Source organism: Microbacterium sp. NPDC089190, from assembly GCF_040701795.1.
Lineage (GTDB): Bacteria > Actinomycetota > Actinomycetes > Actinomycetales > Microbacteriaceae > Microbacterium > Microbacterium galbum.
In genome coordinates this window covers 384,800-404,243 of record NZ_JBFBHF010000003.1, presented here as the reverse complement: position 1 = coordinate 404,243, position 19,444 = coordinate 384,800, and the positions used below count along the sequence as shown (strand labels likewise).

Here is a 19,444-nt window from a genome sequence, read left to right as displayed (position 1 = left end):
TCTCGGTTGCGTGCGTTCTACTTCTTGGCCTCGACGTCGCCGGAGAGCGCGGCGATGAACGCCTCCTGGGGGACCTCGACGCGACCGACCATCTTCATGCGCTTCTTGCCCTCCTTCTGCTTCTCGAGGAGCTTGCGCTTACGGGTGATGTCACCGCCGTAGCACTTGGCGAGGACGTCCTTGCGGATCGCGCGGATCGTCTCGCGCGCGATGATGCGCGCACCGATCGCGGCCTGGATGGGCACTTCGAACTGCTGGCGCGGGATGAGCTTGCGCAGCCGCTCGGCCATCATCGTGCCGTAGCTGTAGGCCTTCTCGCGGTGCACGATCGAACTGAACGCGTCGACCTTGTCGCCCTGCAGGAGGATGTCGACCTTCACCAGGTCGGCGGTCTGCTGTCCGGCCGGTTCGTAGTCGAGGCTCGCGTAGCCCTGCGTCCGCGACTTCAGGTGGTCGAAGAAGTCGAAGACGATCTCGCCGAGCGGCATGTTGTAGCGCAGCTCGACCCGGTCTTCGCTGAGGTAGTCCATGCCGAGAAGCGTGCCGCGGCGTGACTGGCACAGCTCCATGACGGTACCGACGTAGTCCTTCGGGAGCAGGATGCCGACCTTGACGATCGGCTCCGAGACCGAGGCCACGCGGCCGTCGGGGTATTCGCTCGGGTTCGTGACCGACACGGTCTCGCCGGTGTCGGTGGTGACCTCGTAGGTCACCGACGGAGCGGTGGTGATCAGATCGAGACCGAACTCGCGTGAGAGGCGCTCGGTGATGATCTCGAGGTGCAGCAGGCCGAGGAAGCCGCAACGGAACCCGAAGCCGAGCGCGACGGAGGTCTCGGGCTCGTACTGCAGCGAGGCGTCGGAGAGCTTGAGCTTGTCGAGGGCCTCGCGCAGCTCGGCGTAATCGCTGCCGTCGATCGGGTAGATACCCGAGAAGACCATGGGCTTCGGGTCGGTGTACCCCGCGAGAGCCTCGGTGGCGGGTTTGCGGTGCGTCGTGATCGTGTCGCCGACCTTCGACTGGCGCACGTCCTTCACGCCGGTGATGAGGTAGCCGACCTCGCCGACGCCGAGCCCCTGGGTGGGGATCGGCTCGGGGCTGGAGACGCCGATCTCGAGCGCCTCGTGGGTCGCGCCGGTCGACATCATCTGCAGACGCTCGCGCGGCTGCAGTGCCCCGTCGATCATGCGGACGTAGGTCACCACGCCGCGATAGGCGTCGTAGACCGAGTCGAAGATCATCGCGCGCGCGGGCGCGTCCGCCACGCCGACGGGAGCGGGGATCTTCTCGACGATGAGGTCGAGCAGCTCCTCGACGCCCATCCCCGTCTTGCCGCTGACGCGCAGCACGTCGGCGGGGTCGCCGCCGATGAGACCCGCCAGCTCGGCCGCGTACTTGTCGGGGTCGGCGGCGGGGAGGTCGATCTTGTTCAGCACCGGGATGATCGTCAGATCGTTTTCGAGCGCCAGGTAGAGGTTGGCGAGGGTCTGCGCCTCGATGCCTTGAGCGGCGTCGACGAGCAGGATCGCGCCCTCGCACGCGGCCAGCGAACGGCTCACCTCGTAGGTGAAGTCGACGTGACCGGGGGTGTCGATCATGTTGAGGGCGAACGTGCCGTCGGCCGTGGACCACGGCATCCGGACCGCTTGCGACTTGATGGTGATGCCGCGCTCGCGCTCGATGTCCATGCGGTCGAGGTACTGCGCGCGCATGTCGCGGTCGGCGACGACGCCGGTGATCTGCAGCATGCGGTCGGCCAACGTCGACTTGCCGTGGTCGATGTGGGCGATGATGCAGAAGTTGCGAATCTGCGCCGGCGGGGTGGCGGACGGCTCGAGGGGCTTCAGGGCGCGCGGTGACATGTTCCGTCGATTCTACGGTGGCGCGCCGACATCGCCGTCCGCGGACGCTCAGGCTGCGCCTCGACGGCGCTTCTAAGGTGGATGCCATGGCGGTCCAGGTCGTGCTCGTGCACGGCATCCGCACGTCGGCGACCATGTGGCGCGCGCAGGTCGCCCACCTCGAGCAGCGCGGCACCCCGGTGACCGCCGTCGACCTGCCCGGGCACGGCACGCGTCGGGGCGAGGAGTTCACCCTCGACGAGGCCTTCGCGACCCTCGATCGAGCGGTCCGGGATGCCGCGACCCGCGGTCCCGTGCTGCTCGTGGGCCATTCGATGGGCGGTCTGCTCTCGATCGAATACGTCGGGCGCGAAGACCCGCCGCCGGTCGCGGCGTTCATCGCGGCGTCCTGCACCTCGATCCCGCGCGGGGTGGGGCTCGCCGCATATCGGTTCCTCGCGCGTCGATTCGACAGCCTGCCCGACCGCGGCCTGGGTCTGACCAACCGGGTGCTCGACCGCACGCTCCCGGCCGAGACCCGCCCGGACTTCGGCGCCGGCGGCTACGCGTTCGACGCGCAGGACTCCGCTCTCGCGTCGCTGTCGGTGCTCGACCTGCTCGCGGCGCTGCGGCGCATCGAGGTGCCGCTGTGGTTCGTGAACGGGCAGTGGGACCAGCTGCGCGTGAACGAGAAGCTCTTCACGTCGATCGCGAAGGATGCCGAGCTGATCGTGGTCCCGCGCACGACCCACCTCGTCACGGCGATGCGGCCCCGCGTGTTCAACGCGCTGCTCGAGGTGGCGCTCACCACGGTCGAGACCTCGACCTGTTAGACTCGTCTCTTGGCTTGCGTGTGGGGTTTTTCCCGACCTCCACGACCGCCGGTACAGCGCCCCTCTACCGCTCGACCGGCACTTCCAACACTCACTCAAACGAAAGACCGTCGACGTGGCGAACATCAAGTCGCAGATCAAGCGCAACAAGACCAACGAGAAGGCGCGCGAGCGCAACAAGGCCGTCAAGAGCGAGCTGAAGACGCACGTGCGTCGCACCCGCGAGGCCGTTCTGGCCGGTGACAAGGAAGCCGCCGAGAAGGCGCTCGTCCTCGCCGGCAAGAAGCTCGACAAGGCCGTGAGCAAGGGTGTCATCCACCAGAACCAGGCCGCGAACCGCAAGTCGGCCATCGCGAAGCAGGTCAACGCTCTCTGAGCCGCAGCCGTTTCGACAGCCCGTCCCGCTTCAGCGGGGCGGGCTTCGTCGTTCCCGGAGCGAGAGGTTCGGTCCAGCGCATTCGGGGGTCTCGTCGCGTCCGGGATGTCCGCGGCATGTTCAGGCCTGGGCGCACGCGATCTCCTCCTCGCGGCGGAGGCACCCGCGCACCGGCGTTCGTAGCGTGGATGCCGGGAGGTGCAGTATGCAGAGCGAACGAGCGGCGAAGGTCTTCGGCGACCGGGAGGATCCACGGTCCCGGCTGGTGCAGTTGTTCAGCGGTGAGATGCCGGCGGGTGGGCAGCCTCCGGAACCGGCGCTCCGGTGGGCGCGGGCGGTGTCCTCACCGGATGACGATGAGGTGGTCGTGGTTCGCGACCTTCGGCGAGCGGAGCCGCGACTCACGCTCCGGGCGGCGACGTTCCTGGCGCGCCACATCGCGCGGGCGTGATCGGGTGCCGACGCGGCTCGCACTCGAGGACAGGGGATCGTTCCGTGACAGGGGCATCCCGGCCGGATCGGACCTGTCTCCGAACGATGCGCTGTCGTCGCCCGTACCTGAGGCGCTTGCTCACGGGGCCCCGACGCCGGGCGCCGCCTCAGTCGCCGTACGGCGCGCGCGTGGCGATGACGGTGATCATCCGCTCGAGCGCGAACACGGGGTCGCGCGAGGCGCCCTTGACCTCGGCATCGGCGCGCGCCGTGGCGTGGATCGCCATGCCGAGGGTGTTGCCGGTCCAGCCGACGAGGTCGCGGCGCGCACGGTCGACCTGCCAGTCCTTCATGCCGAGGCGCTGCGCGGTGGCCGACGACGACTCGCGCGTCCCCGCGACCCGCGCCATGGTGCGCAGCTTCATCGCAACAGCGGCGACGAGCGGCACGGGGTCGGCTCCGGATGCCAGGGCGTGCCGCAGCGCGAGCAGCGCCGGGCCGTACTGCCCGGCGATGGCCGTGTCGGCGACGGTGAACGCCGAGGTCTCGACGCGCCCGCCGTAGTAGCGCTCGACGATGCGCTCGTCGATGTCGCCCGGCACATCGGCGATGAGCTGCTGGCATGCGGCGGCGAGCTCGGTGAGGTCATCGGCGAAAGCGGACACGAGCGAGCGGAGCGCGACGGGGGCGATACGCTTCTGGGCCGCCTTGAACTCGCCGACCGCGAAGTCGAAGCGATCGGAGTCGCGCTTGACGGCGGGGCAGGCGATCTCGATGCCGCTCCCCTGACCCGCGCGGATGCCGTCGAGGAGCTTCTTCCCGCGGACGCTCGCGCCGGTGTGGCGCAGGACGACCGTGGCGCCCTCCTGCGTCTGCGACAGGTACGACACGGCCTCGGTGAGGAACGTGTCGCTGCACTTCTCGACCCCGCTGACGCGGACGAGGCGCGGCTCGCCGAAGAGCGACGGTGACGTGACGGAGAGCAGGGTACCGGCGGCGTAGTCGTCGGCACGGATGTCGGTGACCTCGAGGCTGGGGTCTTCGCTCTTCAGGAGGGAGCGGATGCCGGCGATGGCACGCTCGGCGCAGACCTCTTCGGGGCCGGAGACCAGCACGATGGGCGCCGGCTGCGGGGCACGCCAGGACACCTGCGGGATGGCCGATTTGGCCTTGGCGGGCGCTGCGCGTCGAGGGGCCGGGGTCACTCCCCCAGCCTACCGATGCCCTCGGACACCGTGGTCGGTCGGCGTCTCAGCGCGTGGCGGCCCGGGTCGAGCGCCGAACGGGCGCCGGTCCGGTCATGCCTCGCGCTGGCGCCACAGCGCGAGTCGTCCTTCATCGTCATGCCAGACGGCGAGGATCCCGCCGGTGTCCGTCCGTGCCGCGATCGTGCCCTCCTTCTGCAGGATGTCGAGCAGACGCGCGGTCGGGTGTCCGTAGGTGTTGTGGGCTCCGACGCCGATGAGCCCGACGGCGGCGTGCAACCGGTGGTAGAGCTCGGCGTCCTGGTCGGCACTACCGTGGTGGGACACCTTCACGATCTCCACCCGCGGCAGCTCGATGCGGCGCAGCAACGCCGCCTGCGGCTCGGCGCCGAGGTCGCCGAGCAGAACGGTACGCGGGAAGTTCTCGCCGGCGACGTCGATCGCGACGCTCGCGGCGTTTCCCGGCTCCATTCCGGGCAGGGGGCCGAGCGCCTGCCACCGCGTGTCGCCCACCTCGCCCGTCATCCCCATCGTGGCGGCGAGGAGCCGCGCCCCACCGGCAGCGAAGCGGTCGAGCAGCTTCTGATCGGTCGACTCTCCCAGGGGGCCGTGGAACACCAGCGAGGTTCGGCCCACGACCGCTGCCGACCCGCCCACGTGGTCTTTGTCGAAATGCGTCAGCACGACCAGGTCGAGGCGCGCGATGCCGAGGGTCTGCAGGCAGTCCGCGAGCGGTTGCGGGTCCGGCCCCGTGTCGACGAGGGCGACCGCTGCACCGGACCGCCACAGCGTGGCATCGCCCTGCCCGACGTCGCACATGGCCACCTGCCATGCCACCGGGACGGTGAGCGGTCCGGCCACGGAGCGCACGGTTCCCGTGGCGCCGGCCACCCCCACCAGGACCGCGACCATCGCCGTCGCAACGGCGGTCAGGCGCGGCACCCGCTGAGGGCGGACGATCGCCATGATGATCGCGGCACCGACGACGGCCAGAAGCGCAGCACCCGTGGTCCCGTCCGGCCACGGCAGGTTCTGCGCGGGCACACCGGCGGTCGTGTGCGCGACCGCGGCGATCCAGGCGGCGGGGATCCACGCCAGCACCGTCAGACCATCGCGCAACCAGGGGATGGGGGCGATGCATGCGAGCGCCCCCGCGATCGTCGCCGGCGCCGCGGCCGGATCGGCGAGTATGTTCGCCACCACCCCGAGCAGCGGAACGTGGGGGTCGATCAGCACGATCAGCGGGCCGCACACGACCTGAGCCGACGAGGGCACCGCCAGCGCCAGAGCGAGGGGTGCCGGCATCCATCGCCCGAGACCGTCGGCGAGCGGGCGCGCCAACACGAGCAGGGCCGCGGTCGCCGCGGCCGACAGGGCGAAGCCGAGCGATCGGCACAGCCACGGGTCGGCGATCAGCAGCGCGGTCGTCGCCCCCGCCAGCACGGCGATGCCGACGGCCGGTCGCCCCAGGGCGACCGCCAGCAGCGCGATCGCACTCATCACCGCGGCTCGGACGACGCTGGGCTCGGGTGTGACCAGGATGACGAACGCGGCCAGGACGGTGAGCGCGCCGACCACCCGGATGCCGCGGCCGACCCCGCACAGGGAGAGGAGACCGAACGCGGACCCCACGACCAAGGCGCAGTTCGCACCCGACACCGCCGTCAGGTGGGACAGGGAGGCGGCGTTCATGGCGGTCTCGGTGGCGCTGTCGAGGCTGGAGGTGTCTCCGACGGCCAGTCCCGGGATGAGGCCCGCCCCCGGTTGCGGCAGGCCGCGAGTCGAGTCGACCAGCCCGTCTCGCAGTTGTTCGAATGTCGCCCAGAGACCTTCGGGCGCAGCCGCCCGCTCGACCTCGGTCACCCGCAGCGCCAGGATCGCGCGGTCGGCGGGATCAGTGGGGATACCCGTTCCCGCGACGACGAGCTCGCTGCCGGGTCCGAGTGCAGCGGCGTCGTCCAGGGTCTCGGAGTCGAGGCCGATCCGGGCCGGGATCAGCCCGCGCACCGCGGTGTCGCCCGCAGCGACGAGGGAGACCGTCGCATCCGCCCACGCCCCGCCCTGGGAACTGCGGGCGAGATGTCCCGTCACGGTCGCCGTGACGCGCAGATGCCGCCCGCCCTCCACCTGCAGATGCGCGACGGCCTCGCGCGTGGGGACGAGGGACGCCACCGTGCCGGCCGAGGCGCCCGCGCAGCCGAGCGCGACAGCGGCGACGACCAGGATCGGATGCCGCACCCGGGTGAGGAGCGCCACCGCTCCGGCCGCGGCCGCCGCAAGGCCCGCCGCGAGAAGGCCGGGATCAGTCAGGACGGTCGCCGCGGCGGCCGCCGCCCACGTGCCCCCCGCCACAGCGACCGGCCGCAGGGACCGCCGCAGCAGTGCCCGCCTCACGTTCACACGTGCACCAGGTCGCGGATGGCGGCCAGCATCTTGTCGCCGATGCCCGGCACCGACAGAAGGTCGTCGACGCTGGTGAACCGTCCGTTCTCCGTCCGCCAGGCGATGATGCGGTCGGCCATCGCGGGCCCCACCCGCGGCAGGGTGTCGAGCTGCTCGGCCGTCGCCGTGTTGAGGTCGATGAGGATGTTCGCGCCTCCCGCGGTCGCCGGCGCGCCCGTCTCCGGAGCGGCACCCGCCACCGGAACGACGATCTGCTCCCCGTCGGTCACCGTGCGGGCGAGATTGACGCCGTCGCGGTCCGCGTCGTCGGCGAACCCGCCGGCCAGCGCGACGGCGTCAGCCACCCGGCCACCGGCATCGAGCCGATAGAGCCCCGCCCGGCGGACGGCACCGGCGACATGGACGTACATGCCGGACGGGACGGGCACGATCGCGCTGCGCGACGGCGACGGGCCGGGCGTGACGGTCTCGGCCCCGGTCGCTGCGCGGAACATCCCGATCCCGATGGTGATGGCGAAGGCCGCCAACACGAGCACGATGACCGCACCGACGCCGAGCTTCCGGCGCGCACCGGACGAGTCGGCATCCGGGGTCTGCACGGGACGGGCGGTCATACGCTCACGGTAGGCAGGAGCACCGTTCCCGAGTGGGCACGCCGACGGCATCCGTGGACGAGCCCGCCATCTCGCCCCGTGGGGAGGAACCGCCTGAGGCGGAGTTCCCCGACGGCGTCGCCGCTACCGCATCGACGCCGGCCCGCTCACCCGCTCACGAGGCGCCACGGCTCATGCCCCCACCCCGAGAGCACCGGATGCCACGCCCCAACGCTCCGGGGAGCGTCAGGACGTGGCATCCGGAGGCGACGATCACTTCGTCGAGAAGCTGACCACCTTCGGCGGGCGCACGACGGCGCGCACGATCTCGCGATCGCCGAGCGCACGCAGCACCTTCCCGTCGGCGCGGGCGAGCTTCTCCAGCTCGTCGGCGCCGATCTTGGCCGAGACCTGCAGCGTGCCGCGCACCTTGCCGTCGATCTGCACGACGGCGGTGACGGTGTCTTCGACCAGCAGGGTCGGGTCGGCCTGGCGCCAGGTGACGAGGCCGACGAAGCCCTCGTAGCCGAGCGTCTGCCACATCTCCTCCGCGGTGTGCGGGGCGAACAGGTCGAGGGTCATGGCGATGACCTCGGCGGCCTCGCGCACGGCGGGGTCGCTCGCCCCGGCGGACCCGTCGATCGCCTTGCGGGTGGCGTTGACCAGTTCCATGAGGCGTGCGACGACGACGTTGAACTTCGTCTGCTCGATGAGGTTCGGCGCCTCGGCCAGCAGGCGGTGGGTCACGCGGCGCAGCGACGCGTCTCCCTCGGCCCAGACGACGTCCGTCTCGCTGTCGACGTCGTGCGCGATGCGCAGGGCGCGGGCGAGGAATTTCGCCGCACCGGTGGTCGAGACGTCGTTCCAGTCCTTGTCGTCCTCGACCGGGCCGGCGAAGGCGAGCGCGACGCGCAGCGCGTCGGCGCCGTGGGCGTCGAGCTCTTCCTGGAACAGCACCAGGTTGCCCTTGCTCTTGGACATCTTCGCGCCGTCGAGGATGACCATGCCCTGGTTGATGAGGCTCGAGAAGGGCTCGGTGAACTCCACCAGGCCCATGTCGAACAGCGCCTTGGTGATGAAACGCGCGTACAGCAGGTGCAGGATCGCGTGCTCGACGCCACCGATGTAGAAGTCGACCGGACCCCACTTCGACGCCTCGCGGGTCGGGAACGCCTCGGTCTCGTTGTTCGGAGACAGGAAGCGCAGGTAGTACCAGGAGCTGTCGACGAAGGTGTCCATCGTGTCGGGGTCGCGCAGCAGCGTCTGCCCCGTCTCGGGGTCGGTGACCTGCACCCACTCGGTCGCCGCCCCCAGGGGCGAGGTGCCCTTGGGCTTGAGGTCGAGACCCTCGACCGAGGGCAGGCGCACCGGCAGCTGGTCGGCGGGCACCGGGGTGATCGAGCCGTCCTCGCCGTGCAGCATCGGGATCGGCGTGCCCCAGTAGCGCTGGCGCGAGATCAGCCAGTCGCGCAGGCGGTACGTCTTGGCCGCGCGGCCGACGCCCTTCGCCTCGAGCTCCTCGATCATGCGGGCGATCGCGTTGCGCTTGCTCAGCCCGTTCAGCGAACCCGAGTTCATCATGCGACCGTCACCGGTCAGCGCGACCCCGGTCCTGACCGGATCGAGGTCATCGACGTCGCCGAGCGGATCGATCGGCACGCCGTCGGCATCCAGCTCGATGACCGGGATCGCCCCGGTGACGGGCGCGTTGGTGTCGACGACCACCTTGACGGGCAGGTCGAAGGCGCGCGCGAAGTCGAGGTCGCGCTGGTCGTGCGCGGGCACGGCCATGACCGCTCCGTGGCCGTAGTCGGCCAGCACGTAGTCGGCGGCCCAGATCGGCAGCTTCTCGCCGTTGACCGGGTTGACGGCGTAGTGCCCCAGGAACACGCCCGTCTTGGGCCGGTCGGTCGACTGACGCTCGATGTCGGTCGCGCGCTGCACCTGCTCCAGATAGGCGCGGAACGTCTCCTGCACCCCCTGATCAGCGGATGCCGCGAGCTCGGCCGCGAGATCGGATTCCGGTGCCACGACGAAGAACGTCGCGCCGTGCAGCGTGTCGGGGCGCGTGGAGAAGACCGTGATCTTGTCGGCGCGACCCTCGATCTCGAACTCGATGTCGGCACCGACCGAGCGACCGATCCAGTTGCGCTGCATCTGGATGACCTTGCTCGGCCAGAAGCCCTCGAGCTGGTTCAGGTCGTCGAGCAGACGGTCGGCGTAGTCGGTGATGCGCAGGAACCACTGCGTCAGCTTCTTCTTCACCACGACGGCGCCGCTGCGCTCGCTCGTGCCGTCGGGCAGCACCTGCTCGTTGGCGAGCACGGTCTGATCCACCGGGTCCCAGTTGACCAGGGCGTCCTTGCGGTAGGCCAGGCCCTTCTCGTACAGCTTCTGGAACAGCCACTGGTTCCAGCGGTAGTACTCGGGGTCGCTCGTGTGCAGCACCCGGCTCCAGTCGAACGAGACGCCGTAGTCCTTCAGGCTCGCCTTCTGCTGGTCGATGTTCGCGTACGTCCACTCGACGGGGTCGGCGCCGCGCTTGATCGCGGCGTTCTCGGCCGGCAGGCCGAAGGAGTCCCACCCGATGGGGTTGAGCACGTTGTAGCCGCGGTGGCGCCAGAAGCGCGCCACGATGTCGGAGTAGAGGTAGTTCTCGGCGTGACCCATGTGAAGGTCGCCCGAGGGGTAGGGGAACATCGCGAGCACGTACTTGCGCGGGCGCGTGTCGTCGTCGCCACCGGCGCGGAAGGGGTCTTTCTCGGCCCAAGCCTGCTGCCACTTCGCCTGGATGGCGTGGGTGTCGAAGCCCCCCTCGCGGGGGTCTGCTGCGGAATTCTGAGACACGGGTGAAGCCAATCGTGAAGGTCGGGAGGCCACGAGGGCCGGCTCCCAGGCTATCGGAGTCCCGGTCACCACCCGGGCGGGACGTCGACCCCGAGCGCGGCGAGCGGACTGCGGGCCTTGAGCCCCACTTCGGCCACCTCGGATGCCGCGACCGAACGCCACGTGATGCCGCCGCCGGCGCCGACCCAGGCGGCATCCGGTTCCACCACGACGCTGCGGATGACCATGGCGAGGTCGGCGGAGCCGTCGTCGCCGACCCAGCCGAAGGCGCCGGAGTACACACCGCGGGGCGCTCCCTCGAGCCCGGCCAGGATGTCCATCGCCGACTGCTTGGGGGCGCCCGTCATGCTCCCGGCCGGGAAGGTCGCGGACAGCAGCTCCCCAATCGTCGTCCCGGGCAGCAACCTCCCCGACACTTCGCTCACGAGCTGGTGCACGCTCGGGTAGGTCTCCACCTCGAGGAGGCGATCGACGCCGACCGTCGCCGGCTCGCACACGCGCGACAGGTCGTTGCGCATCAGGTCGACGATCATGACGTTCTCGGCGCGCTCCTTGGCATCCGTCCGCAGTTCCTCGGCCAGCGCCCGGTCGGTCTCGGCATCGGCGGCGCGGCGCCGCGTGCCCTTGATCGGGTGCGTGTGCACGTCTCCGTCGCGCACGGTGAGGAAGCGCTCGGGTGACACGCTGGCGAGGGCGGTCCCGCCCTGCCGCAGGAATCCCGCGTGATGCGACCCCGACGCCCGGCGCAGACGGCGGAACACGTCGAGCGCATCGACCGCTCCCGGCACGGTGAACCGGGTGGTGAGGCACAGCTGGTACGCGTCGCCCTCGCGGATCCGCTCGCGGCACGCGTGGATGAGTTCGGCGTACCGGTCGGGCGAGACACGCGCGGATGCCACGCCCCGGGCCGGCGCGTCCGGAACGGGGTCGGCGGGGGGAACGGAGACGAGGCGCTCCGCCGCCGCCGCGTCGCCGAAGACGAAGAGGCGGCGGGAAGCGTGGTCGAACGCGAGGAACGCGTCCACGCGCAGCCACGCCCCGTCGCCCTCGTACGTGCGCCAGCCGACCCATCCCCCGCGGAAGGCGCCGGCCCCGTCATCGTCGGGTGCGCTCGCCCGCGCCGCATCGACGCCGGAGGGGCCGACCTCCCCCGCCGGGCTCCCCGCCCCCATCCAGCTCCATCCCGTCTCGGTATCGACTCCGGCGTCGAGCCAGAACGCGTGAGCGGCCGTGGCGAAGAGGTGGAGGAACACCGCTTCGGGGTCCATCCATGCGTGCCGGGTGAATGGAGAGGCGGAGTGGGGCACGCTCCCAGGCTAGGCGTGCCCGGCGGCTCTAGGCTGAGGGAGGTGAACGAGATCCTCACGTGGCTGCTCGACGTCGTCCAGAACGTCGACCCCGTGTTGCGCACGGTCATCGCCGGTCTGGCGGTCATGCTCGAGACGAGCGTGCTGGTCGGCCTCATCGTCCCCGGCGACACGATGGTCATCGTCGCCGGCACGGCTGTCGCCTCTCCGCTGGAGGGCGTCGTGCTGGCCGCCGCGATCGTGGTGGGGGCGCTCATCGGCGAGAGCTTCGGTTTCTGGCTCGGGCGGTACTTCGGCCCGCGCATCCGTGCGTCGCGCCTGGGGCAGAAGCTGGGCGAGCGCAACTGGGACCGCGCCGACCGCTACCTGCGCAGGCGCGGGGGGCCGGCCATCTTCCTCTCGAGATTCCTCCCCGTGCTGCACTCCCTCGTCCCCCTCACGGTGGGGATGAGCGGGTACAGCTACCGCCGGTTCCTCGCGTGGACCACGCCCGCGTGCGTCGTGTGGGCGAGCCTCTACGTCACGGTCGCCGCGGGGGCGGCGGGCACCTACCGCGAGCTCAGCGACCGCATCCATTACGCCGGTTACGTCTTCGTCGGCATCCTCGTCGTCTTCCTCGTGCTGGTCTTCGTGGGCAAGAAGGTCATCGAACGGATGGAACGTCGTCACCTGACCGATGACGGGCACGTCCTGGAACCCGCGGACGGCGACGTGAAAGACTGAGGCGGATGCCTCGCAATCCTCGCGCCAAAGTGCTCTGGTTCGCCCGACTGGAGCGTCGCTTCCACCGCTGGCGCGAACGACGCGCACGCGCCCGCGGCCTCCGTCCCGCCGTCACCGGCTTCCCCGGCTACGGCACCGAGGAATGGGTGCGCGTCCTGGGCCGCGTCCTGATCGCCCCGCCGACCAAGCGCACCTCCACGGGTGAACTCGAGAGCCTCCGCGGGTGGCGCAGCTTCGCGGCCGTTCCGGTGGGCTTCGCGCACGTCACCGTCGTGATCGACGGGGTGACGCACCAGGTCGCCGCCGATCGCGGGGGCGTCATCGACGCGAAGCTCCCCGCCGCGCTCAAGCCCGGCTGGCAGACGGTCACGATGTCGGTCGAGGGCAGCACCCCGGCGGAGGTCCGCGTCTTCATCGTGGGCTCCGACGTGCGCTTCGGCGTGGTCAGCGACATCGACGACACCGTCATGGTGACGGCTCTCCCCCGCCCCCTCCTGGCGGCGTGGAACTCCTTCGTCGTCGACGAGCACGCGCGACAGCCCGTCCCCGGCATGGCGGTCATGCTCGAGCGTCTCACCCGCGAGCACCCGGGTACGCCCGTGGTGTACCTCTCGACGGGCGCGTGGAACGTCGCCCCGACGCTCACCCGGTTCATGCGCCGTCACCTGTTCCCGGCGGGTTCGTTCCTGCTGACGGACTGGGGTCCGACGCACGATCGTTGGTTCCGCAGCGGCCGCGACCACAAGGAGCTCAACCTGCGCCGCCTCGCCGCCGAGTTCCCGCACGTGAAGTGGCTGCTGGTCGGAGACGACGGCCAGCACGACGACGCCATCTACACCGGCTTCGCCATCGAGCACCCGCAGAACGTCGAGGCCGTCGCAATCCGCCGCCTCCTGCCCGCCGAGGCCGTGCTCGCCGGTGGTCGCACCGTCGTCGACGATCACTCCGCGGCCGAGGTGCCGTGGGTCACCGGCTCCGACGGGGCCGCCCTGCTCGACCGCCTGGAGGACGTCGGCGTCATCTCCCGCGACGCCTGATCCCGGATGCCGCGGCGCCCCGCGCCGTGCGGAACCTCGAGGAGCCGCCCACCCTCGGCGGCGTCCCGGGGGTGACCACGGCGATCCGGTGGTGTGCCGAGAACCCGCACGTCGCGAGACCGTCGGATGCGCGCGGCTCTGCGCTCCGCCGAGAGCGCGGGAAGGGTGACGGTCGCGCCGATGTCGGAGGGTCCGCGTACGGTGGAGGTATGTGCGGTCGATTCGTCGTGGCCAATGTCGCCAGTGAACTCGTGGGGGTGCTGCGCGTCGACGTCGAGGCCGACGACCTGCCTCAGCCGTCGTACAACATCGCTCCCACCTCGCCGGTGGCCATCGTGCTCGACTCGCTCAAGAGCGAGCCGCCGGTGCGCCGCCTCGAAGCGGCCCGCTGGGGTCTCGTGCCGGGCTGGGCGAAAGACCTGAAAATCGGCGCGCGGGCCTTCAACGCCCGCAGCGAAGAGGTCGAAGACAAGCCGATGTTCCGCAACGCGCTCATCAAGCGGCGCGCGATCATCCCGGCATCCGGGTACTACGAGTGGAAGACCACCGAGGCGGGCAAGACGCCGCACTACATCCACCCCGCCGACGGGTCGCCGCTGTTCTTCGCGGGACTCTACGAGTGGTGGAAAGACCCCGCCCGCGCCGAGGACGATCCGGCGCGATGGGTGCTGAGCTGCACGATCCTCACGCGCGACTCCATCGGCCGCCTCGGCTCGATCCACGACCGCATGCCGCTGTTCATGGACCCCGATGTCGCCGATGCGTGGCTCGACCCGACCACCGAGAACGTCGGCGACATCCTCGACGCCGCGATCGATGCGGCCCCCGACGTGGCCGAGACGCTCGACGACCACGTCGTGTCGTCGGCGGTCGGCAACGTGCGCAACGACTCCCCCGAGCTCATCGCCCCCGTCGAATGACCGTGACCATCGACACCGACGCGGTTCTCGCCCGCGACGAATGGACGCCGCTGGCCTCCGCCCACGCTGAGCGCGCGGACGCGATGACCGCCGCGCACCGCGCGCGCGCGAGCCGCGGCGAGAAGCACCCCGTCGAGGACTTCCTGTTCACGTACTACTCGTACAAGCCCGCGATCCTGCGGCGGTGGCATCCGGGACCGGACGTGATCCTGCGAGACGCGACCGAACGCACCTCCTGGCGCTGGTACCGCGCCGACGGCGACGACGTGCGCGTGGATGCCGCCGGCTTCCGCGCCGACAGGGGCTCGATGTACCGCGGGATCGTGAACCTCCTGCGCGCGACGCGCGATCGCGCCCCGCAGTTCGGGTGCTTCGGTCTGCACGAGTGGGCGATGGCCTACCGTGCCGACGAGGTGCGCCACGCCGTTCCGCTGCGGTTGGGCCGTGCCGGCACCGACGCGGTGGTCGACGCGCATGACCTCACGTGCACCCACTTCGACGCGTTCCGATTCTTCACCCCCGACGCCGTGCCGCTCAACCGCCGTACGCTGCGGCGCGACGATCAGGTGGAGTGGGAGCAGCCGGGCTGCCTGCACGCCGGCATGGACGTCTACAAGTGGGCGGTCAAGCTCGGCCCTCTCGTCCCCGGCTCCGTGCTCCTCGACGCGTTCGCACTCGCCCGCGACATCCGCACCCTCGACATGGAAGCGTCGCCGTACGACCTCACCGACTGGGGCTACGACTCGGTGGCCATCGAAACGCCGAAGGGCAAAGCCGCGTACGTCGCGCGACAGCGCGCGCTCAGCGCCCGTGGTCAGGAGCTTCGACAGCGACTGCTGGCTGCCGTGACGTCGTCCGACGACACGCCCGGCGGCGTCGATTTTCCTCGTCTGCGATCCGTGTTGTAAGCTCATGGAGTTGCCTCAAACGGGGCGGAAAACAAAAATACGGGCCTGTGGCGCAGCTGGTAGCGCACCTGCATGGCATGCAGGGGGTCAGGGGTTCGAGTCCCCTCAGGTCCACCCGGTAGAGAAAGCCCCCGCTTCGGCGGGGGCTTTCCTGGTTGCGGCGGCGTTCCCGCCAGTCGCCCTATCCCTGCCGCCTAGCTTCCCGGGACGCCTCGGGAATCGGGGCGATCCGGATCCCGGCATCCGATCTCGATGCCTGAACGGATGCCGATCCGGGGCCTTTCGAAGGGCACGTCGGCTCGCCCGCTCCGGCCACACGAAAACGCCCCCTGCCGATCGGCAGAGGGCGATGTTCGCGGCGTGGTCACTCGGACGCGGTCGCGGGGGTGGGCAGCTCGATCGGGATGACCGGGCAGTCCTTCCACAGACGCTCGAGACCGTAGTAGACGCGCTCCTCCTCGTGGAACACGTGCACGACCAGATCACCGAAGTCGAGGAGGACCCAGCGGGACTCCTGGCGGCCCTCGCGGCGCAGGCGCTTGTGGCCGGCCTCGAGCAGCTTCTCTTCGATTTCGTCGGCGATCGCCGCGACGTTGCGCTCGTTGCGGCCGGTGACGAGCAGGAACACGTCGACCAGCGGAAGAGGCTCGGACACGTCGAGGGCGACGATGTCGTCGCCGCTCTTGGAGTCGGCGGCGAGAGCGGCGATCTGCGCCATCTCCCGCCCGTTGTCGGTGGCTGTCATCGGAAGACTCCTGTCGTGAAGGCGAGCACGAGAGTGACGGCCACCGCCAGCGCGAGGGCGCCGGTCGTGATGATGAGGCCGACGAGGAGCTTGCTCCCCTTCTCGGGCGCCGGGGGGCGAATGATCTCGCCGGGTTGCTTGACGGTGCTGATCGCGGCGCTGGCGGCGATCGGCGTGGGGGACGAGGCGGGCGGGAGCTCGCCGTCGAGGAGCACCGCGTCGGCGTCACGGCCGTCGGTGGTGCCGGGTGCGTGGCCGACGGATCCGAGCCCCTCGGGGAGCGCGAAGGTGCCGGTGATCATGATCTCGCCCGTGCCGTTGATGGGGCCGACCAGCGGCACGCCGGTCGGGGTCTGCGACAGGATCAGTGCGTTCGGGGTGGAGACGGCGCCCGTGGCGCCGGTGTTGCGCGAGATGAGCTGATCGAACGACGCCGGCAGGCTGATGTCGGGCGTCTGCCCGTCGAGCAGGTCGGAGCCCAGTGCCGGATTGACCACCGACGGCGCGGGCGCTTCCTCGGTGGTCGCGACCGGGCTCTCGTCCGTCTCGGAGGCGGCGGGACGGAAGATCGCGGGAGGCGCGGTCTCCTCGGCGACCGGGGCCTGCGGGGCGGCCTGGCGGGGCTGCGCGGGCTCGAGGTCGGAACTGATGATCGGAACGGCCGCCGTGCGGATCTTCTCCTGCGCGCGCGCCTGGCGTCGGGTCAGACCCGACACACCGAACTCGGCGCCCGCGTCGGCGAAGGGCGAGTCGAAGACGGCGGGCCGCAGGGCGGGGGTGGCCGGTTCTTCGGCGGGTGCCGGGACGGAGGCCTCCTCCTCGGCGGGGGCCTCCTCGACCGGCGTGTTCTCGACGGAGGGCTCCTGGGCGGGCGTGCCCACGGCGTTGTCGTCCACGACGTCACCCGCGGAATCGGCGGTCGACTCGTCACCCGCGGAGCCGTTGGCCGCCTCGTCGCCCGCGGCGGCGGGCACTGCGTCGATGACCTCGGCGGGTGCGGAGGTCTCGGCATCCGGAGCCTGTTCGCCCTCGGGCTGCGGCGGGATGATCGGGGTCGCGCCGGTTTGACGCAGCTCGCGCAGCTGACGACGGGTCAGGGCGGGCGTCTCTGGGGTCTCGGAAGAGCTCATGCCTTACTCCGGTAGAGGTGATGCTTCGCGATGTACTGCACGACGCCGTCGGGCACGAGGTACCACACCGGGTGTCCTCGGCGCACACGCGCGCGGCAGTCTGTGGACGAGATCGACAACGCCGGGATCTCCAGCTGGCTCACGTTCTCGGAGGGGAGTCCCTCCGTGGTGAGCACATGACCCGGACGCGAGACGGCGACGAAATGCGCCAGGTCCCACAGCTCCTGGTGATTGCGCCAGCTGAGGATCTGCGCGACCGCGTCGGCTCCGGTGATGAAGAAGAGCTCGGCGCCGGGGCGTTGCTCCTGCAGGTCGCGCAAGGTGTCGATCGTATAGGTGGGGCCCGCGCGATCGATGTCGACGCGGCTCACGGTGAACTGCGGATTGGATGCCGTCGCGATCACCGTCATGAGATAGCGATGCTCGCTCTCGGTGACGTCGTCTTTCTGCCAGGGACGACCCGTGGGTACGAAGACGACCTCGTCGAGGTCGAACGATTGCGCGACCTCACTGGCCGCGACGAGGTGACCGTGATGGATGGGATCGAACGTCCCACCCATGACCCCGATACGAGGGGCGCGCGTCACCGACATACGGTGGCCCTCAGTGGCCGTGGGCCTCGGGCGTGGGCGTGCCGTGCTTCTGCGTGTAGGCCGCGGCCTTGTGCGCGTGACGGTTGGACACGTTGCGGTACGACAGCGTGACCAGGCTCAACGAGACGAAGACGACGAAGGCCACCACGCCGTACCAGAAGGTCGAGGCCTGGACGTTGCCCCCGTGGTGGGCGCCCTCTTCAGCGGCCTGGGCGAGAAGTGACACGAAAGTCATCAGTGCTCCGTTCGAAAGATCCGCGCATCGCAACGCGCGTTGCCATTTTAGGCGGTCAGGCGCGCACCTGGCCGTCGCCGCGCCCGAGCCACTTGGTGCTCGTCAGCTCGGCGAGACCCATGGGTCCGCGGGCGTGCAGTTTCTGGGTGGAGATGCCGACCTCGGCGCCGAAGCCGAACTCGCCTCCGTCGGTGAAACGCGTGGATGCGTTCACGAGCACCACGGCGGAGTCGACCTCCGCCAGGAACCGGTCGGCGGCGGCCTGGTCGGCCGTGACGATGGACTCCGTGTGCTGGGTCGAATAGCGACGGATGTGCGCGAGAGCCTCGTCGAGGTCGTCGACCACGCGCACCGCGAGGTCGAGCGTCCCGTACTCGCGCGCCCAGTCGTCGTCGGTGGCGGCCACGACTCGGTCGTCGTGCGCGCGGGTGGCGTCGTCGCCGTGCACGGTCACCCCGGCGTCGGAGAGGGATGCCAGCAGCTCGGGCAGCAGACGGTCGGCGGCGTCGCGATGCACGAGGACCGTCTCGACGGCGTTGCACACGCTCGGCCGCTGCACCTTGGCGTTCAGGACGATGTCGCGCGCCCAGTCGTCACGCGCCGTGGCGTCGAGGAAGACGTGCACCACGCCCGCGCCGGTCTCGATCACGGGGACGGTGGACTCGGTCACCACGGTCTCGATGAGCGAAGCGCTCCCCCGCGGCACGAGGACGTCGACGAGACCGCGAGCATTCATGAGCGCGCGCGCACCGTCTCGCCCGAAGTCGTCGACACTCTGGATCGCCTCGGGGTCGACGCCCTGGGCGCTCAGTGCACCGCGCATGACCCGGACGAGCGTGGCGTTGCTGCTCTGCGCCGCTGAACCGCCCCGCAGGACGACGGCGTTGCCCGAGCGCAGCGCGAGCGACGCGATGTCGACGGTCACGTTCGGGCGCGCCTCGTAGATCGAGCCGACGACGCCGAACGGCACGGCGACCTTCTGCAGCGCGAGACCGTTGGGGAGCGTGCGCGTGTCGAGCACGCGACCCACCGGGTCGGGGAGCTCGGCGACCGCGCGGACGGCGGCGGCCAGCGCCGCGACGCGCCCCGCGTCGAGGCGCAGACGGTCGAGCAGCGACTCGCCGATGGCATCCGTCCGACCGCGCTCGAGATCGTCGGCGTTGGCCGCGACGATCTCGGCGGAGGCCTCGTCGATGGCGTCCGCGACGGCGACGAGCAGCGCGCTCTTGCGCGCCGAGTCGAGCAGCGCGACCTCGCGCGCGGCGTCTTTGGCCAGACGCAGGCGCTCGTCGACGGAGGCGGCGATCACGGTCATG

Annotated in this window: 17 protein-coding genes and 1 tRNA gene; 7 read left to right on the top strand and 11 right to left on the bottom strand. The window is 70.6% G+C overall.

Annotated features, from left to right (window positions below):
• Positions 1 to 17 precede the first annotated feature (17 nt).
• On the bottom strand, positions 18 to 1,862 hold the full coding sequence (gene lepA, locus AB0230_RS11870) for a translation elongation factor 4 (protein WP_315995622.1): 1,845 nt from the start codon (positions 1,860 to 1,862) through the stop codon (positions 18 to 20).
• Positions 1,863 to 1,948: 86 nt separating this feature from the next.
• Between lepA and AB0230_RS11865 the strand changes: the two genes are divergently transcribed.
• Both AB0230_RS11865 and rpsT read left to right on the top strand, forming a co-directional pair.
• Entirely contained in the window at positions 1,949 to 2,674 is a 726-nt protein-coding gene (locus AB0230_RS11865; protein WP_366375908.1) for an alpha/beta hydrolase, read from the top strand.
• A 115-nt stretch (positions 2,675 to 2,789) separates the two neighbouring features.
• Entirely contained in the window at positions 2,790 to 3,050 is a 261-nt protein-coding gene (rpsT, locus tag AB0230_RS11860; protein ID WP_136585549.1) for a 30S ribosomal protein S20, read from the top strand.
• Between the two features lie 599 nt (positions 3,051 to 3,649).
• Here rpsT and holA read toward each other — a convergent pair.
• The 5 genes from holA to AB0230_RS11835 all read right to left on the bottom strand — a co-directional run bounded on the left by holA (position 3,650) and on the right by AB0230_RS11835 (position 11,837).
• Positions 3,650 to 4,687, bottom strand: coding sequence for a DNA polymerase III subunit delta (gene holA, locus AB0230_RS11855; protein ID WP_363391806.1), 1,038 nt, complete (start codon positions 4,685 to 4,687; stop codon positions 3,650 to 3,652).
• A 93-nt stretch (positions 4,688 to 4,780) separates the two neighbouring features.
• On the bottom strand, positions 4,781 to 7,081 hold the full coding sequence (locus AB0230_RS11850) for a ComEC/Rec2 family competence protein (protein ID WP_366375906.1): 2,301 nt from the start codon (positions 7,079 to 7,081) through the stop codon (positions 4,781 to 4,783).
• A 2-nt stretch (positions 7,082 to 7,083) separates the two neighbouring features.
• Positions 7,084 to 7,704 (bottom strand): ComEA family DNA-binding protein, encoded by a 621-nt coding sequence (locus AB0230_RS11845; protein WP_366375904.1) that lies wholly within the window; start codon positions 7,702 to 7,704, stop codon positions 7,084 to 7,086.
• 252 nt (positions 7,705 to 7,956) lie between these two features.
• Positions 7,957 to 10,530, bottom strand: a complete 2,574-nt coding sequence (gene leuS, locus AB0230_RS11840) for a leucine--tRNA ligase (protein WP_366375902.1) — start codon at positions 10,528 to 10,530, stop codon at positions 7,957 to 7,959.
• Positions 10,531 to 10,595: 65 nt separating this feature from the next.
• Entirely contained in the window at positions 10,596 to 11,837 is a 1,242-nt protein-coding gene (locus tag AB0230_RS11835) for an anthranilate synthase component I family protein (protein ID WP_366375900.1), read from the bottom strand.
• A 42-nt stretch (positions 11,838 to 11,879) separates the two neighbouring features.
• On the opposite strand from AB0230_RS11835, the gene AB0230_RS11830 reads away from it, so the two are divergent.
• From AB0230_RS11830 to AB0230_RS11810, 5 genes are all read left to right on the top strand, one after another.
• Positions 11,880 to 12,560, top strand: coding sequence for a DedA family protein (locus tag AB0230_RS11830; RefSeq protein WP_366375899.1), 681 nt, complete (start codon positions 11,880 to 11,882; stop codon positions 12,558 to 12,560).
• A 5-nt stretch (positions 12,561 to 12,565) separates the two neighbouring features.
• Positions 12,566 to 13,597: a phosphatase domain-containing protein gene (locus tag AB0230_RS11825; RefSeq protein WP_363391814.1), complete on the top strand. Its 1,032-nt coding sequence runs from the start codon at positions 12,566 to 12,568 to the stop codon at positions 13,595 to 13,597.
• Positions 13,598 to 13,806: 209 nt separating this feature from the next.
• Complete coding sequence (locus AB0230_RS11820; RefSeq protein ID WP_366375898.1) at positions 13,807 to 14,517, top strand: SOS response-associated peptidase; 711 nt, start codon at positions 13,807 to 13,809, stop codon at positions 14,515 to 14,517.
• An 83-nt stretch (positions 14,518 to 14,600) separates the two neighbouring features.
• Positions 14,601 to 15,425 carry a 3-methyladenine DNA glycosylase gene (locus AB0230_RS11815; RefSeq protein ID WP_366376235.1) on the top strand — a complete coding sequence of 275 codons (825 nt, stop codon included), beginning with the start codon at positions 14,601 to 14,603 and terminating at the stop codon, positions 15,423 to 15,425.
• A gap of 41 nt (positions 15,426 to 15,466) precedes the next feature.
• Positions 15,467 to 15,539 (top strand) — tRNA-Ala (locus AB0230_RS11810).
• Between the two features lie 250 nt (positions 15,540 to 15,789).
• Here the strand turns inward: AB0230_RS11810 and rsfS are convergent.
• From rsfS to AB0230_RS11785, 5 genes are read right to left on the bottom strand one after another with little or no spacing between them, the layout of a single operon-like run.
• Complete coding sequence (gene rsfS / locus AB0230_RS11805; RefSeq protein ID WP_315995612.1) at positions 15,790 to 16,170, bottom strand: ribosome silencing factor; 381 nt, start codon at positions 16,168 to 16,170, stop codon at positions 15,790 to 15,792.
• Entirely contained in the window at positions 16,167 to 17,300 is a 1,134-nt protein-coding gene (locus tag AB0230_RS11800) for a hypothetical protein (protein WP_315995611.1), read from the bottom strand. The genes rsfS and AB0230_RS11800 overlap by 4 nt, the downstream gene beginning before the upstream one ends.
• Positions 17,297 to 17,893: a nicotinate-nucleotide adenylyltransferase gene (gene nadD, locus AB0230_RS11795; protein WP_136585537.1), complete on the bottom strand. Its 597-nt coding sequence runs from the start codon at positions 17,891 to 17,893 to the stop codon at positions 17,297 to 17,299. The genes AB0230_RS11800 and nadD overlap by 4 nt, the downstream gene beginning before the upstream one ends.
• 10 nt (positions 17,894 to 17,903) lie before the next feature.
• Positions 17,904 to 18,128: a hypothetical protein gene (locus tag AB0230_RS11790; RefSeq protein WP_315995610.1), complete on the bottom strand. Its 225-nt coding sequence runs from the start codon at positions 18,126 to 18,128 to the stop codon at positions 17,904 to 17,906.
• Positions 18,129 to 18,183: 55 nt separating this feature from the next.
• Positions 18,184 to 19,443: a glutamate-5-semialdehyde dehydrogenase gene (locus AB0230_RS11785; protein WP_366375897.1), complete on the bottom strand. Its 1,260-nt coding sequence runs from the start codon at positions 19,441 to 19,443 to the stop codon at positions 18,184 to 18,186.
• Position 19,444: the final 1 nt, after the last annotated feature.

Bases quoted from the DNA above. Each gene is read 5' to 3' on its own strand.
- AB0230_RS11785 (WP_366375897.1), bottom strand. From the start codon at position 19,443: ATGACCGTGATCGCCGCCTCCGTCGACGAGCGCCTGCGTCTGGCCAAA.
- AB0230_RS11800 (WP_315995611.1), bottom strand. From the start codon at position 17,300: ATGAGCTCTTCCGAGACCCCAGAGACGCCCGCCCTGACCCGTCGTCAG.
- AB0230_RS11815 (WP_366376235.1), top strand. From the start codon at position 14,601: ATGACCGCCGCGCACCGCGCGCGCGCGAGCCGCGGCGAGAAGCACCCC.
- AB0230_RS11825 (WP_363391814.1), top strand. From the start codon at position 12,566: ATGCCTCGCAATCCTCGCGCCAAAGTGCTCTGGTTCGCCCGACTGGAG.
- AB0230_RS11845 (WP_366375904.1), bottom strand. From the start codon at position 7,704: ATGACCGCCCGTCCCGTGCAGACCCCGGATGCCGACTCGTCCGGTGCG.
- rsfS (WP_315995612.1), bottom strand. From the start codon at position 16,170: ATGACAGCCACCGACAACGGGCGGGAGATGGCGCAGATCGCCGCTCTC.
- AB0230_RS11820 (WP_366375898.1), top strand. From the start codon at position 13,807: ATGTGCGGTCGATTCGTCGTGGCCAATGTCGCCAGTGAACTCGTGGGG.
- AB0230_RS11790 (WP_315995610.1), bottom strand. From the start codon at position 18,128: ATGACTTTCGTGTCACTTCTCGCCCAGGCCGCTGAAGAGGGCGCCCAC.
- nadD (WP_136585537.1), bottom strand. From the start codon at position 17,893: ATGTCGGTGACGCGCGCCCCTCGTATCGGGGTCATGGGTGGGACGTTC.
- AB0230_RS11865 (WP_366375908.1), top strand. From the start codon at position 1,949: ATGGCGGTCCAGGTCGTGCTCGTGCACGGCATCCGCACGTCGGCGACC.
- lepA (WP_315995622.1), bottom strand. From the start codon at position 1,862: ATGTCACCGCGCGCCCTGAAGCCCCTCGAGCCGTCCGCCACCCCGCCG.